This is a genomic window from Nocardiopsis mwathae (genome assembly GCF_014201195.1).
Classification (GTDB): Bacteria; Actinomycetota; Actinomycetes; order Streptosporangiales; family Streptosporangiaceae; genus Nocardiopsis_C; species Nocardiopsis_C mwathae.
The window spans coordinates 2,388,304-2,402,403 of record NZ_JACHDS010000001.1 but is presented as its reverse complement, the minus strand read 5'-3'; the positions used below and the strand labels follow the sequence as shown (position 1 = coordinate 2,402,403).

Genomic DNA, 14,100 nt, shown 5'->3' with positions numbered 1-14,100 from the left:
TCCACTTCGGTACGCCTGCGGAGCTGCGGACCACGCCAGTAGTACCCGTGAAAGTGCATGTCGGGACTGTAACGGAGATGGTTCTTCCTGTCAGTGGGTCAGTCGTCGGGGAGAAGGTGCCTGACCTTGACAAATTCCGCCGAAGGACGACTGGAGACTCCACACGGGGCTTGGGGCGGAGTCTCCGTTGGAAGTCGGCTGCTATAGCTGTCGGTCCTTCACCGAGGTGAGGAACTTCGTCCACTCGGTGCTGGGGAACTCCAGGTGGCCATGGTGGCGGTGTTGGGTGTCGCGCACGGCGGTCATCAGACCCTCGGCTACCTCGACGCAGGTGCCTGTGCTTCCACCGCTGTAGCTGGATGTGTGCCACCGCAATTCAGTCATCCGTAATCCTCTCTGAGCTTCTCAAGCATCCTCGCAGAGTCCGAAAGCGAGAGAGCCTCGGCCTGCAGCGCCCCGAACAGGCTGCGGCATTGCCTGACGGTCTGCGGGGAATCTATGACCTCTTCGCCCACCAGGTGCTCCACAAGGGCTACGGGGCTGCGATCTTGGAAGTCGAGGACGCGCAAGGGTCCGCTCATACCGGGGTGGAGCGGCCTGGGCTGCGTGATGACCTGCACTTGGATCCTCCCTTGGGCAATGAGGTCGAGCACTCGGCTCAGTTGGGCTCGCATGATCTGCTCGTCCCCGACAACGCGCGTGAAGGCGTACTCGTCTACGACGAACCACAGGAACACGTCTTCGCGGAGCTTGTCGAGGCGCGATGTGCGCGCTTCGACATCGCGCTCGATGACGTCGGCGGAGTCCCAGCGGCGAGCCTGGCGCATCGCGGTTCGAATATAGGCGTCCGTCTGGATCAAGCCAGGAACGAACGTCATCTGGTATTCACGGATCTCCACAGCGTTGCGTTCCATGACCCCGATGTTCCGCCACCAATCGGGCACGTTCACGCTGTCGTTGATGTCGAGCCAGAGCCTGACGAGTGCGCCATGTGTGGAGAGAGCTTTGTCCAGTAGCTCCGCGTGATTCCGTTTTGGGGCGCGTGTCGCGTTTTCGATGGCGGACAGCATAGAGGCGGAGATGCCAGTCCTGCTGTGGATCTGGACCTGTGTAAGTCCGGCCTTGGAGCGCAGCTTCTTGACCTCAACGCCGAACCTTACCCATGCGGGATTTACCTCAGGGTTCATGCCACTTGCGTACACCACGTCTCCACAGTTCGCCACGAGATCAACGGAAATTGTTTTCTATGTGGCTTCTATGGCAGGTCAGAGCCTGTGGAGGCATCGTAGTTAGCGCATGAAGAAAGCCTCGGCGGCCACCCAATTGGCCCCGAGGCGTGGCTCCCACCTGAGTAAGGCAGGCGAGAACATGCAAGATCCTAACAGTGCCCAATCCACCCATGAGCACATCTATCGGGGGAGGGGTGACCTGTGATGGCCACCGAGACCCCTGAGCGGGCGGGAGGGTTCGCTGCGGTCGAAGCGGACGCCATGGCGCTCGGCTATGACCTCCACCGGCACAGCACCACCGGCGGGTACCGGTACACGCTCCGCAACTCCAGCAGCGGGCACCTCATCGGCTTCGATCACCTCACCGCCGTCGCGGCGTTCCTCGACGACCCCCTTCTCCCTCGGCGCGGGCAGCCGCGGAGCCGGGCGTTCCCCGGTGAACCGGCGTCCGTGCGGCGGGCGCGGCAGTGGGTGCGCGAGGCCGGGGCCGGGATCGGTGGTCGGGCCGACGAGGCCGAGCTGGTCGTGAGCGAGCTGGTCACCAACGCGCTCCGGCATTCGCGCTCCGGGGCCGGCGGCGACGTCGACATCGCCCTGACCCGTCGGCCCGGGGCGATCCTGATCGAGGTCACCGACGAGGGGCCGCTGGTTCCGGGCACCCTTCCCCGCCCGTGCCAGGCGGACCCCGACCGTGTCCACGGGCGGGGACTCGCCCTGGTGGAGGCGTCCTCGCAGCGGTGGGGTGTCGTGCCCGGACCGCAGCGGCAGAGCACCACCGTGTGGGCCGAAGTGGCCCGGTAGCACCGCGATCCCCCTTCCTCCTCGCCCGGCACGAAGAGGAAGGGATCGGGGGGAGGGGAAAACGGACCTCCCGGCCCCGCTCCTCTCGGCGGCGGGGTCGGGAGGTCCTGTCGGTGTCGGCGGGTGGCCCGCCGAGCCTCATCCGGTGCGGCGCAGGGGGTGCGGCAGGGCGAATCCGGAGACCAGGGCGGTGATCCGGGCGGCAGTGGGAAGTCCGCCGTCGCGTGCCAGACCGGCCAGGCAGGGGCAGCCGCCCAGCCGTCCATGGGCCCAGCACGCGTGCACACCGATGAGCCGCAGCGCGAGCGCCAGCTCGGCCAGGTGGCGCTCGGGGTCGTCCAGGAAGAGGCCGGCGGCGGTGTCCTCCTTGCCCTTGCCGACCGCGCGGATCATCCGCTCCACGTCGCGGTTGATGCCCAGGTCGGCGGCGGGCTTGGCGAGCGAGAGCCGCCGTGCCAGGTCGATCGGCGGCTCCGGCTGTTCGCACGCGCGGGCACACAGCTCCAGGGGGCGGCAGTCAGGGTTCGCGCGCTGCGCTGTGATGTGGCGCCAGGTGCGGTCGGAGACGAACGCGGCGAAGGCCTCGATCGCGTTCCGGCGTTCCGCGTCCCACTCCCGTTCGGCCAGCTCCGCGAGCTCGGGAGGCGGCCCCTGGTGGATGGCGGGTTCCCGGTCGGCGAACGGCCGGAGCCGAAGGCGGCCCCTTCGCGCCGGATCACGCCACACCAGTTGGGGACGAGGCGGAGGGGATCGCCGTTTCCGTTTCCTCTTCCTCATCCGGCGTTCGCGTATGGCCTGCTCCGTGTGATGGTGGCAGGGAGGATAGATGCGCTCGTTCCGGCATGTGTCGCCCGCAAGGGTGCGTCGACCGCACAAACTCGCCATGGGTACGACGATGCGCTTTCCATGCGGATGCACCCATTCCCGACGCTGCCACGAAGCTGTGGCGTCGAGGCCAGGGAAGACTATTCCGGCGGCCGTACCGGGTGGGTATCGGGCCGGTAGTCGGCCCGAACTGCGGACCTCCGGAAAGGGGTGGATAAAGCGGGCCGATGCCCACGAAAAGGATGTGTTCCGGGGAGTTCCGGGAAAAGTGATGCGATGATCCGAAAGCCATACCTATGCTTCTGAGGCGCGCCACGCCGTTCCGCGGTGCCGGTCAGCCGACAAGAGAACAGGTAGGTATGGACGCCTTCGTACTGCCCGACTTCTACCTCCCCTACCCGGCGCGTCTGAATCCCCACGTCGAACGTTCACGCACGCACACCATGCGGTGGTCCCGTGACATCGGCATCCTCGACGCCCCCTCGCCCCAGGGCGGCACGGTGTGGGACGAGGAAGCCCTCGCCGCGATGGACTACGCGCTGATGTGCGCCTACATCCACCCGGACTGCGACGGTCCCATGCTGGACCTGATCACCGACTGGTACGTGTGGGTGTTCTTCTTCGACGACGACTTCCTCGCCCGGTTCAAGTACACCCGCGACATGGACGGCGCCCGCGCCTACCTGGCCCGCCTGGAACTGTTCATGACCGACGAGGGATCAGAGGACCGGGCCCCCGAACCGGAGAACGCCGCGGAGGCCGCCCTCGACGACCTCTGGCGGCGCACCGTCCCGATGATGTCGGGCGAGTGGCGGCGCCGCTTCAAGCGCAGCACCTACAACCTGATGATCGAGTCGATGTGGGAGCTGGACAACATCGAGCGGGGGCGCATCGCCAACCCCGTCGAGTACATCCAGATGCGCCGCAAGGTCGGCGGCGCCCCCTGGTCGGCGAACCTGGTGGAGGTGGCGGCCGGGGCGGAGCTGCCCGGACACCTGATCGGCACCCGGCCGCTGTGCGTGCTGACCGACACCTTCGCCGACGCCGTCCACCTGCGCAACGACCTGTTCTCCTACCAGCGCGAAGTGCGCGAGGAGGGCGAGAACTCCAACGCCGTGCTGGTCTTCGAGCACTTCTTCGGCTGCACCACCCAGGAGGCCGCCGACAAGGTCAACGACCTGCTGACCTCGCGCCTGGTGCAGTTCGAGACCACCGCGCTGGACGAGGTTCCCGTGCTGTTCGCCGACAGGGCGGCCACCCCCGACGACGCCGCCCGCGTCGCCGCCTACGTCAAGGGCCTGCAGGACTGGCAGTCCGGCGGACACGAATGGCACGCGCGGTCCAGCCGGTACATGAACGGGGGCGCGGTCCGGCAGCCGTCGATTCCCTTCGCCCCGACGGGGTTGGGCACTTCCACCGCCCGGATGCCGATGCTCGCGTTCGGCCCCGGTCTCGCCCGCCGCACGCGCCAGCACACCCAGCCGCTGTTCGAGCCGGTCGGCCATCTGCCGCTGCCCGAACTGCCGATGCCCTACCCGATCCGGATCAGCCCGCACCTGGACGCTTCACGCCGCCATGGCCTGGAGTGGGCGCGCCGGGTGGGCTTCTTCGACTCGCTGCCCGGTGTGGAAGTGGGCGGGGTCTGGACCCCGGAGCACTACGACGCGAGCGACCTCGCCTACTGCGCGGCGATGATCCACGCGGACGCCGAGCCCGACCAGCTCGACCTGTCCACCGACTGGCTGGGCTGGGGCACCTACGGTGACGACTACTTCCCGCTGGTGTTCGGCGTGGCGCGCGATGTGAAAGCCGCCAGGCTGTGCCACGAGCGCCTGGCCCACTTCATGCCGGTGAACCTGGGACCCACGCCCGCACCGGCCGACCCGCTGGAGCGCGGTCTGGCCGACCTGTGGACGCGCACGGCGACACCGATGACGCTCGCCCAGCGGGAACGCCTGCGGGATGCGGTCCGGTCGATGACCGCGAGCTGGGTGTGGGAGGTGGAGAACCAGGCCGCCAACCGGGTCCCCGACCCGGTCGACTACGTGGAGATGCGCCGCAGCACCTTCGGCTCCGACCTGACGATCGCCCTGTCCCGCTTCGCCCACGACGACGTGGTCGGCCCCGAGGTGTACCGGACCCGGGTGATCCACGAGCTGGAGACATCGGCCCAGGACGTCGCGACCATCGTCAACGACCTGCACTCCTACCAGAAGGAGATCCAGTACGAAGGGGAGGTGCACAACCTGGTCCTGGTGGTGCAGAACTTCCTGGACGTGGACCGCCTGACCGCCCGTGACGTCGTCGTCGGCCTGATGGCTTCGCGGGTCGAGCAGTTCCAGCACGTGATCGACAACGACCTGCCCCGCCTCTGCGCGGAGTTGGAGCTCGACACGGCGGCCCGGGGCGCACTCGACGGGCACGCCGCCGGGCTCAAGGAGTGGATGTCCGGCATCTTGGAGTGGCACCGGGCCGTGGACCGGTACAAGGCGGAGTACCTGGGGCGCAGGCACGGCGTTCCCGAGGCGGCGCACGCGGCGCCGAAGCCGCCGATACCGCACGGGCCGAGCGGGCTGGGGACGTCGGCGGCCCGCATCGCCGAGGTGCTGGGCGACCGACTGGCCGGCTGAGGCGCTGTCGGCTGGGGGACGGCGGTGCGTGTCCGGTTCCGCACCGGGGAGCCGGACACGCACCGCGGAGGGCGTCGGCCGTTCGGCACGCGGGGTGAGGCGCTAGGTGGCCGCAGCGGTCGAGCCGCCCCCGTCGCCGCCCCTGCCTCCGTCGGGCGGGGTGCCGGTGCCGTCGAGCGCGTGCGCCGCGTCGTGCGGCTCGGGCGCGTCGGGGTCGCGCAGCATGCCGGGCTCCGTCTGGGCGATGATGCGGGTGGCAACGAGGTCACCGGTGACGTTGCAGGCGGTGCGGGCCATGTCCAGCAGCGCGTCGATGCCCGCTACCAGGGCGACGGGGGCCATGGACAGGCCGGTCTGGGAGACGGTCATGGTCAGCATGATGAGCCCGGCGCCCGGCACGCCCGCCGTGCCGATGGACGCCAGGACTCCGACCAGGACCACCGTCGCCAGCTGCGTCAGGGTGAGCTCCACCCCGGAGATGTTGGCGACGAAGACGGTCGCCGCACCGACGTAGATCGCGGTCCCGTCCATGTTGACGGTCGCGCCGAGGGGCAGCGTGAAGCTGTAGACGCCCTCTCGCACGCCGAGTTTCTCCGCGGCCCGGGAGGACACGGGGAGGGTGCCGCTGCTGGAGCGGGTGACGAAGCCGGTGAGCATCGGGTCCTTGGCCGCGGCGTAGAAGCGGCGGATCCCGATGCGGAACAGCAGCATGATGGCGGTGTAGACGAGGATCTGCAGCAGGATGCCGCCGTAGACCACGCCGGTGAGCTTGGCGAGCGGGACGATCGAGTCGACCCCGGTCTCGCCCATGACCACGGCGATCAGGGCGAAGACGCCGATCGGCGCGTACTGCAGGACACCCTTGATCACGAGGAAGACCAGTTCCACGGCGCCGTCGACACCGCGGCGCAGGAAGTCGCCGAGTTCGCGGACCCGGTCGTCGTCGCTGCCGCGCATGAAGGTCAGCGCCAGGCCCGCGACGATCGCGGCGAACATGACCGCGAGGACGTTGCCGTCGACCAGGGCCTCGAAGGGGTTCTCCGGGACGATGTTGAGGAGCGTTTCCGACACCGGCGGCGGGGTGGCGCCCTCCACCTCGTCGCCCGGCATGGACAGTCCGGTGCCCGGTGCGACCGACAGGGCGAGCCCGAGCCCGATGGTGATCGCGAAGGCCGACGTGGCCAGGTAGAACACGAACGCCTTGAACCCGATGCGGCCCAGGGCCGAGGGGGTGACCGACGAGACGCCCGCGATGAGGGTGACGATGATCAGGGGCATCACCAGCATCTTCAGCAGGCGCAGGAAGAGCTCGCCCAGTGGGGCGATGACGGTGATGGGTTCACCGATGGCCAGTCCCGCCACGGCACCGGCGACCAGCCCGATCGCCAGCTTCCAGATCAGGGGGAAGTCGAGGTAGCGCCGCCAGAGCGACCTGCCCGATCCGGACGACCTGCTCGACGTCTGTGTGGACATTGTCCTCCTTTGTCGTGTTAGCGCACTGACCATTGGACCGGACCGGAGGCAGTGCCCGGACCACCGTCACCCTCCGATCACTGCAGCATCGCAGGTCACGCCTGGAGCAGCGATGCCGAATCGTGTTCTGGGCGCGGGGCGGGGCGGCGGAGTGGAGCGCCGGGGGGCGGGGGTGGAGAAGAGATTTCGTGCATTGTCGTGCGTCCGACGAATTCCCCATGAGGTCATGGGGTGTCCTGCAATAACGTCCGATTTTCACTTTCTGTTGGGTAAGAATTTCTGGATCCTCGGTGTCCGGACGTGGCCAGTTTCGGGGGGTCGCGAACATTTTCCTGGATGGGTAGCGTCATCTACCAAGCGGTTGAGGTGCACCCGCGAAGAGCGGCTTTCTGCCGCCTGTCTCCTGTGGTCGCGTTGATATCGAGAAGGAATCCGGGGGGACAATGGAGGGAGAATCATGTCGACCCGACGTTCCCTGGTCTTCCGCAGTGCCGTCGTCGTCACCGGTCTCGGTCTGACCTTCGGCCTTCTTGGCGTGTCGGGTGCCGGGGCGAGTGTCCCGGCGGAGGTTGGCCTGCTGACCGATAGCCCCGAGCAACCCCTGCAAACGACCCGAGGCGCGGCCACTGCAGAGGCGGCTCAAAGATGTCGGACCGCTTCGAGTACCGCCAAGGGTGGTGGTGCCACAGCCAGGGCGCGAATCTGCTGGGATGACCGACTCCAGGGCGGTTGGGGGCGCGTGTGGCTGGCGGGCTCGGTGAGTGATACCAGGGCGGACGGGAAATATGCCGAGTTCCGCATTCGATACCGGTGGCGCACGAGCCGGTGGAGCTGGCAGACCACCACGCTGAATATCGAGAACACTAAGGGACGCCGTTCCCCTGTAACGCTTGCGGCGAGTTGGAGGTCGCCCCATCGGGTGACCAAGGATCTGACCATACAGGCGTGTAAGAGGGGTGGCGGTCAGCGCATATGCGACACCCGTTGGCGTTAGCGGACGACGGGCGAGGATCGCTCAGACCCGATCCGGAATTCCGCGATCACCGCGGAATTCCCGCGGGGAAACCGCGTTGCCGCGCGGCTTCGTAGAGCAGCAGCGTTGCGGCGGAGGCCGCGTTGAGTGAGCTTGCGGCGCCGCCGATGGGGATGTTGACGACCTCGTCGCACACCTCGCGCCACCCGGCGGCCATCCCCGTGGTCTCGTTGCCGATGACCAGCAGCGTGGGGGTCGCGAGGTCGCAGGCGGTGACGGTGGTCGCCCCGCCCTCGTCGGTCCCCACGACGCGGATCGGCACACCGCGGTCGCGCTGCGCGCGGACCCAGTCGAGTACGTCGGCGGGGGACGGCCGCCGGATCACCGGGACGGCGAACAGCGATCCCGTGCTGGCGCGGACGGACTTGGGGTCGTAGACGTCGGCGGCGTGGCCGGTCACGATCACGCCGTTGGCGCCGAACGCGTCGGCCGAGCGCACGAGCGTGCCGATGTTTCCCGGGAAACCCGGGCGGTCGAAGGCGACCCCGAGGAAGTCCGTGCCCACCGCCAGGCGGTCGTAGGCGTCGTCCCGGAGCCCGCCGACGGCGATGAGCTCGGGTGTGCCCGAGCCGCGCTCGCCGAGTTCGGCGAGGAGGTCGGGGTCGACCCGGACCGCGGGGGCGCCGCTGTCGCCGATCATGCGCCGCGCCCAGTCGGAGAGCCGCCGGTCGGCGGGGTAGAGCAGGTGGTGCAGAGGCCATCCGTGGTCGACGGCCAGGGTGATGGGCCGGACCCCCTGGATCAGGAACTGGCCGAGGCGCTGCCGCTTGTTGCGGTTGGTCAGCATCGCCTCCCACTGCTGGAAGAGCGCGTTGCGCGTGGTGACCGACAGGGTGCGGCCGGAGCGCTGCCCGTCGCGCGTGGACGGCCCGTCCGCGCGCTTCTTCGGTGATCTGCTGGGTGTGGGGCGCTCCGCCCGCTGTGGTCCGCTTCTGCGGTGTCTGTCCGGCACGGCCCCAAGCTAGCAGCCGGACGCCGCGCCACTGTGGTGATGCATCGCCACCCGCCGCGCGTGCCGCGGCGGCGCATCCGCCTCAGCGGTAGATGATGCAGATCAGCACCAGGAAGCAGAAGCTCTGCCCGCCGCCCCCCTTGCCTTTGCCCTTGCCGTAGCCGTGTCCGTACGTCTCCGCTGTGGTGGACGCCGATGCCGTCGCCGACGGTGACGTCGACGCGGCGGCCGGAGCCGTGCTCAACGCCATCGCGCCCGCCAGTGCGATCACTGCCACCAGTGCCGCCAACGTCCTGCCTGCCGCGCCTTTCATGGCTCCCCCTCGGTGGTCCGGTACGGCCGGGGTCCTCGGCTATGTGATGCGCATAGTTCACACCCTGACATGTCCAGAATGTCCGCTTCTACCAAGGAAGCTAAGAAGACGGTAAGTTCGCCGGCGCTGTCGGTCGTGAATGCCCCGGAGCCCCGCTGCCGCGCCGGTTCCGGCCGTCGTCGGCGGAGATCCCGATCGGCATGCTCCGCCGGAGTCGCCGCCGCCATCGCCCAAGGGCGCTGCGGTGCAGGGTGCGGGCCGTGCCTCCGGTCTCTCGGCGGGTGCCGTTGGTCGGAACTTTGTCCGCCGCCGCTCGGTGGCCCCGGCGGCGAACACCGACCGGAGGCCGGGGAGTGCCGCGGGCCGCCCGCCCCGGCCGTCGGGCCGCCGAGTGCCGGGGCGGGCACGAGAGTGCGCCGGACCCGGGTGGTCCGACGCACCTGGGTCGGCGATGTCATCCGCTGATGGTGATCAGGCCGCCGCCCAGTCCGATGCCGCCTCCTCCGATGACCACGTTGACGTTCGTGGAGCCGTGCTGGTGGCCCTTGCCGTGTCCGTGTCCGTGTCCGTGGCCCTTGCCGTGGAAGTACACGTGGCAGTGGTAGTGCGAGTGCCCGCCGCGCGGGTGGTGGTGGCCGTGGTGGTGGCCCGGGTGATGCCCGTGGCCGTGATGGTGCTTGTGGCACTTCACCGTGTAGCCGTAGTGGCTCGCTGTCGAGCTGCCGGCCGCGGTCGTGGACGTCGCGGCCGCGGCCGGAGCGGCACCCACCATCATCGCGCCGGTCAGAGCGGCGGATGCTGCGATGGCCGCTGCCGCCTTGCCCAGTGTTCCCTTCATGATGTCCCCCCCGATGCTCCGCGGTATCTCGATGTCGACACGTGATGCATGTGGCTGATGTGCCGATATGTCAAGAATTGGTGACGTATGGGGAAGCTTGCGTTAAAGGTCAGCCTAGTGACCGCAGTTCTCATGCGTCCCTGAAGGACAAATTTCGGTCTGATTCAATAACGTTTTTCAGTCAAGCCCAGTGGGGGCCTCGCTTCCGGTGGCTTGCGGAGGCGCCGGGGTCGCCTTGCGCAGGGCGTCGCGCGTGCGGCATGTTGAATTCGGATGCGCGAATAGATCCATCGCCGGAGGTGCCGCCATGCGCTACGACCTGGCGATCGTGGGCTCGGGAAGCGCGGGATTCGCGGCGGCCATCGCCGCACGCCGACAGGGCCGGTCGGTGGTGATGATCGAGCGCGGCACCATCGGCGGCACGTGCGTCAACACGGGCTGTGTGCCGTCCAAGGCCCTGTTGGCCGCAGCGCACGCGCACCACACCGCCCGTTCCGCCGGGCGATTCCCCGGTCTCCGGGGCGGACCACCGCGCCTGGACTTCGCCGAGCTGGTGCGTGGGAAGGACGCGCTGGTAGGGGCGATGCGCACCGCCAAGTACCTGGATTCGGCCGCCGAACACGGCTGGGAGATCCTGACCGGAACGGCCCGCTTCTCCGAGGGGCCGGCCCTGACCGTCGGCCCGGCCGGAGACGGCGGGCAGGGCAGCGGACCCCGGCGGATCGAGGCCGAGCACTACCTCATCGCGACCGGGTCTGTGCCGTGGACACCACCGATCGGCGGGCTCGCCGCCACCGGCTACCTGACCTCGACCACCGCTCTGGAACTCGATGAGCTGCCCGCGTCACTTCTGGTCGTCGGCGCCAACTCCATCGGCCTGGAGCTGGGCCAGCTGTTCGCGCGGCTCGGCACCGCCGTCACTCTCGTGGAGACCATGGAGCGCGTGGCACCCTTCGAGGAGCCCGAGGTCTCCGCCGCGCTGGAACAGGCCCTGACCGGTGAAGGCCTCACCGTGCACACCGGAGCCCGAGTGTCCTCGGTACGCCGACAGAGCGGGCAGGTCACCGCCGACATCGCCGACGCCTCCGGGTACCACCGCCCGCTCCGCGCCGACCGCATCCTCATCGCCACCGGCCGCCGCCCCGCCACCGCCGGGCTCGGACTCGGCGGCGTCGGCGTGCGCACGGGTTCCCGCGGCGAGGTCACGGTCGACACCCGGCTGCGTACCGACCACCCCCGCGTCTGGGCGGCCGGGGATGTGACCGGCCACCCGCAGTTCGTCTACGTCGCCGCAGCCCACGGCAGGCTCGCGGTGGACAACGCCTTCGGCGCGGCCCACCGGTCCGTCGACCACCGGACCCTGCCGCGCGTGGTGTTCACCGCACCCGCGCTCGCGGCGGTCGGGCTCACCGCAGCCCAGGCCCGCGAGGAGGGGCTGGACGCCGAGTCCCGGGTGCTTCCGCTGGAGCACGTGCCCCGGGCGCAGGTCGACCGCGACACCCGGGGCCTGGTCAAGCTCGTCGCCGAGCGCGGGAGCGGGCGCCTGCTCGGCGCGCACATGGCCGGCGAGGGCGCGGGCGACGTCATCGCGACCGCCGTCCACGCCCTGCACCACCGGATGACCGTCGGCGACATGGCCGAGCTGTGGTCGCCCTACCTCACCATGGCCGAGGCCCTGCGGCTGGCCGCGCAGGCCTTCACCCGCGACGTCACCGGGCTGTCCTGCTGCGCCTCCTGAGGGGGGAGGCCGGGAGACGGTGCGGACCGCCGCGTCACTGCGGGGCGGTGGCCTCGGTGGCCTCGGTGGCCTCGGTGCCCTCTCCGGTGTCCCCCTCCAGGGTGGTGGCGATGACGGTCTCGGTGGTGAGGGTGCGGTGCACCGGGCACTTGTCGGCGATCTCCAGCAGCCGCCGCCGCTGAACGGCGTCGAGGTCACCGTCGAAGCGGACCACGCGTTCGATCCGGTCGACCTTGCCCTCCCGGGTCTCGCAGTCCGCGCAGTCCTCGGCATGGATGCGCGAGTGCCGCAGCGCCACCGTGACCTTCTCCAGCGGCCACTGCTTGCGCTGGGCGTACATCCGCACCGTCATCGACGTGCACGCGCCCAGTCCCGCCAGCAGCAGGTCGTAGGGAGAGGGGCCGGAGTCGGCGCCGACCGGTTGGGGTTCGTCGGCGCCGAGCACGTGGCGGCCGGCGGTGACCTGCTGCCCGTAGGGACCGGTCCCGTTCTCGGCGACCGTGACGACCCCCTCGTCGGCCGGTGCCTCTTCCGGGGCCGGCTCCGCGCGGCCGGTCTCCGGCGCGAAGATGTAGCGGCCCGCCCACGCCGCGAGGACCGTCGCGGCGAACTCCGAGTCCGCGCGCTCGGTCAGCAGGTGGTCGGCGCCGTCGAGCGCGACGAAGGACTTGGGGTGCTTGGCCGTGTCGAAGATGCGCCGGGCGTTCTCCACTCCGACCGTCTGGTCGGTGGGGGAGTGCATCACCAGCAGCGCGGTGCCCAGCCGCCGGATGCGGTCGGCCTGGGGCTGGGCGGCGATGTCGTCGAGGAACTGCCGCCGGATGCGGAACGTCCGCCCGCCCAGCACCACCTCGGCCTCGCCCGCCTGCTCGATCTCCTCCCGGGCGTCGGCGAGGTGCCGGGTGACGTGCTCGGGGTCGGCGGGGGCGCCGATGGTGGCCACGGCCCGCACCTCCGGGATCCGGTGGGCGGCGGCCAGCACCGCGGCGCCGCCCAGGGAGTGCCCGATGAGCAGGCTGGGTGCGGCGAACTCGGACCGCAGCCGGTCGGCCGCGTGCACGAGGTCGGCGATGTTGGAGCTGAAATCGGTATTGCCGAAATCTCCGCCGGACTGCCCCAGCCCGGTGAAGTCGAAGCGCAGCACCGCGATCCCGAAGCGGGTCAGCGCCCGCGAGATGCGGGCGGCGGCGAACACCTCCTTGCTGCAGGTGAAGCAGTGCGCGAAGAGGGCGTAGGCGCGCGGTGCCGATTCCGGGAGGTCCAGCAGCGCCGCCAGTGGCGCCCCCTGGGACCCGGGGAATTCCCAACGTCTGCTGTTGCTCGTCTTGCTTTCGCTGGCCATGGGAACATCCTGGCACTCGCGTATGGGACATGCGCCGCACGCCACACCAGATCGTCATTCTGCTGACACTTGCGACACCATCCGCGACCTGCGGTCGAATTCGGCGCGCAGGTTATCCGACACCGCGCGCCCGGATCGTCGATTTCCGGGCGAGACGCTGACAGGATGACGCAGGACAGGACGGGGGAGCCATGAACGGACAGGTCGCGGGTGACGATCGGCCGCCGAGGTTCGATGGCCTGCGCGCGCTGTTCATCAACTGCACGCTCAAGCGTTCGCCGGACCTGAGCCACACCCGGGGGCTGATCGACCGCAGTGCCGACCTCATGCACCGCTCGGGGGTCGAGGTGCTGCACCTGCGCGCCGTCGACCACGACATCGCCACCGGGGTGTACCCCGACATGGCCGAGCACGGCTGGCCCGGCGACGAGTGGCCGCGCATCTACGAGTGGGTGCTGGCCGCCGACATCCTCGTGCTGGCCGGCCCTATCTGGCTCGGCGACAACAGCTCGGTGATGAAGCGGGTCATCGAACGCCTCTACGGCTGCTCGCACCTGCTCAACGACGCCGGGCAGTACGCCTACTACGGGCGGGTCGGCGGGTGCCTGATCACCGGCAACGAGGACGGCGTCAAGCACTGCGCGATGAACGTCCTCTACAGCCTCCAGCACCTGGGCTACACGATCCCGCCGCAGGCCGACGCCGGGTGGATCGGCGAGGCCGGACCCGGCCCCTCCTACCTGGACCCCGGATCCGGCGGCCCGGACAACGACTTCACCAACCGCAACACCACGTTCATGACCTACAACCTCATGCACGTGGCCGCCATGCTGCGCCGCTCCGGCGGCATCCCCGCCTACGGCAACCAGCGCTCGGCCTGGGAGGCCGGCTGCCACGCGGGCTTCGACAACCCCGACTACCGGTAG

At 69.6% G+C, this 14,100-nt stretch carries 12 protein-coding genes; 4 read left to right on the top strand and 8 right to left on the bottom strand.

The window, feature by feature from the left end:
* Positions 1–201: 201 nt before the first annotated feature.
* Complete coding sequence (locus tag HNR23_RS10085; RefSeq protein ID WP_184075276.1) at positions 202–384, bottom strand: DUF397 domain-containing protein; 183 nt, start codon at positions 382–384, stop codon at positions 202–204.
* On the bottom strand, positions 381–1,187 hold the full coding sequence (locus HNR23_RS10080) for a helix-turn-helix domain-containing protein (RefSeq protein ID WP_184075274.1): 807 nt from the start codon (positions 1,185–1,187) through the stop codon (positions 381–383). Before HNR23_RS10080 ends, HNR23_RS10085 begins: the two co-directional genes overlap by 4 nt.
* 246 nt (positions 1,188–1,433) lie before the next feature.
* Here HNR23_RS10080 and HNR23_RS10075 point away from each other — a divergent pair, with 246 nt between their 5' ends.
* Complete coding sequence (locus HNR23_RS10075; RefSeq protein WP_184075272.1) at positions 1,434–2,030, top strand: ATP-binding protein; 597 nt, start codon at positions 1,434–1,436, stop codon at positions 2,028–2,030.
* A 138-nt stretch (positions 2,031–2,168) separates the two neighbouring features.
* Here the strand turns inward: HNR23_RS10075 and HNR23_RS10070 are convergent, their stop codons facing one another.
* Entirely contained in the window at positions 2,169–2,756 is a 588-nt protein-coding gene (locus HNR23_RS10070) for a hypothetical protein (protein WP_184075270.1), read from the bottom strand.
* A 458-nt stretch (positions 2,757–3,214) separates the two neighbouring features.
* On the opposite strand from HNR23_RS10070, the gene HNR23_RS10065 reads away from it, so the two are divergent.
* On the top strand, positions 3,215–5,485 hold the full coding sequence (locus HNR23_RS10065; protein ID WP_184075268.1) for a terpene synthase family protein: 2,271 nt from the start codon (positions 3,215–3,217) through the stop codon (positions 5,483–5,485).
* 102 nt (positions 5,486–5,587) lie between these two features.
* On the opposite strand, the gene HNR23_RS10060 is transcribed toward HNR23_RS10065, so the two are convergent.
* The 4 genes from HNR23_RS10060 to HNR23_RS10045 form a co-directional block, all read right to left on the bottom strand.
* Positions 5,588–6,958 carry a dicarboxylate/amino acid:cation symporter gene (locus tag HNR23_RS10060; RefSeq protein WP_184075266.1) on the bottom strand — a complete coding sequence of 457 codons (1,371 nt, stop codon included), beginning with the start codon at positions 6,956–6,958 and terminating at the stop codon, positions 5,588–5,590.
* Positions 6,959–7,998: 1,040 nt separating this feature from the next.
* Positions 7,999–8,943: a TrmH family RNA methyltransferase gene (locus HNR23_RS10055; protein WP_343070504.1), complete on the bottom strand. Its 945-nt coding sequence runs from the start codon at positions 8,941–8,943 to the stop codon at positions 7,999–8,001.
* A gap of 82 nt (positions 8,944–9,025) precedes the next feature.
* Positions 9,026–9,220 carry a hypothetical protein gene (locus tag HNR23_RS10050; protein WP_184075264.1) on the bottom strand — a complete coding sequence of 65 codons (195 nt, stop codon included), beginning with the start codon at positions 9,218–9,220 and terminating at the stop codon, positions 9,026–9,028.
* 490 nt (positions 9,221–9,710) lie between these two features.
* Positions 9,711–10,094 carry a hypothetical protein gene (locus HNR23_RS10045; RefSeq protein ID WP_184075262.1) on the bottom strand — a complete coding sequence of 128 codons (384 nt, stop codon included), beginning with the start codon at positions 10,092–10,094 and terminating at the stop codon, positions 9,711–9,713.
* 307 nt (positions 10,095–10,401) lie between these two features.
* Here HNR23_RS10045 and merA point away from each other — a divergent pair, with 307 nt between their 5' ends.
* On the top strand, positions 10,402–11,832 hold the full coding sequence (gene merA / locus HNR23_RS10040; RefSeq protein ID WP_184075261.1) for a mercury(II) reductase: 1,431 nt from the start codon (positions 10,402–10,404) through the stop codon (positions 11,830–11,832).
* A gap of 34 nt (positions 11,833–11,866) precedes the next feature.
* On the opposite strand, the gene HNR23_RS10035 is transcribed toward merA, so the two are convergent.
* Positions 11,867–13,174, bottom strand: a complete 1,308-nt coding sequence (locus tag HNR23_RS10035) for a bifunctional alpha/beta hydrolase/OsmC family protein (RefSeq protein ID WP_184075259.1) — start codon at positions 13,172–13,174, stop codon at positions 11,867–11,869.
* 191 nt (positions 13,175–13,365) lie between these two features.
* Between HNR23_RS10035 and HNR23_RS10030 the strand changes: the two genes are divergently transcribed.
* Positions 13,366–14,100 (top strand): flavodoxin family protein, encoded by a 735-nt coding sequence (locus HNR23_RS10030; RefSeq protein WP_184075258.1) that lies wholly within the window; start codon positions 13,366–13,368, stop codon positions 14,098–14,100.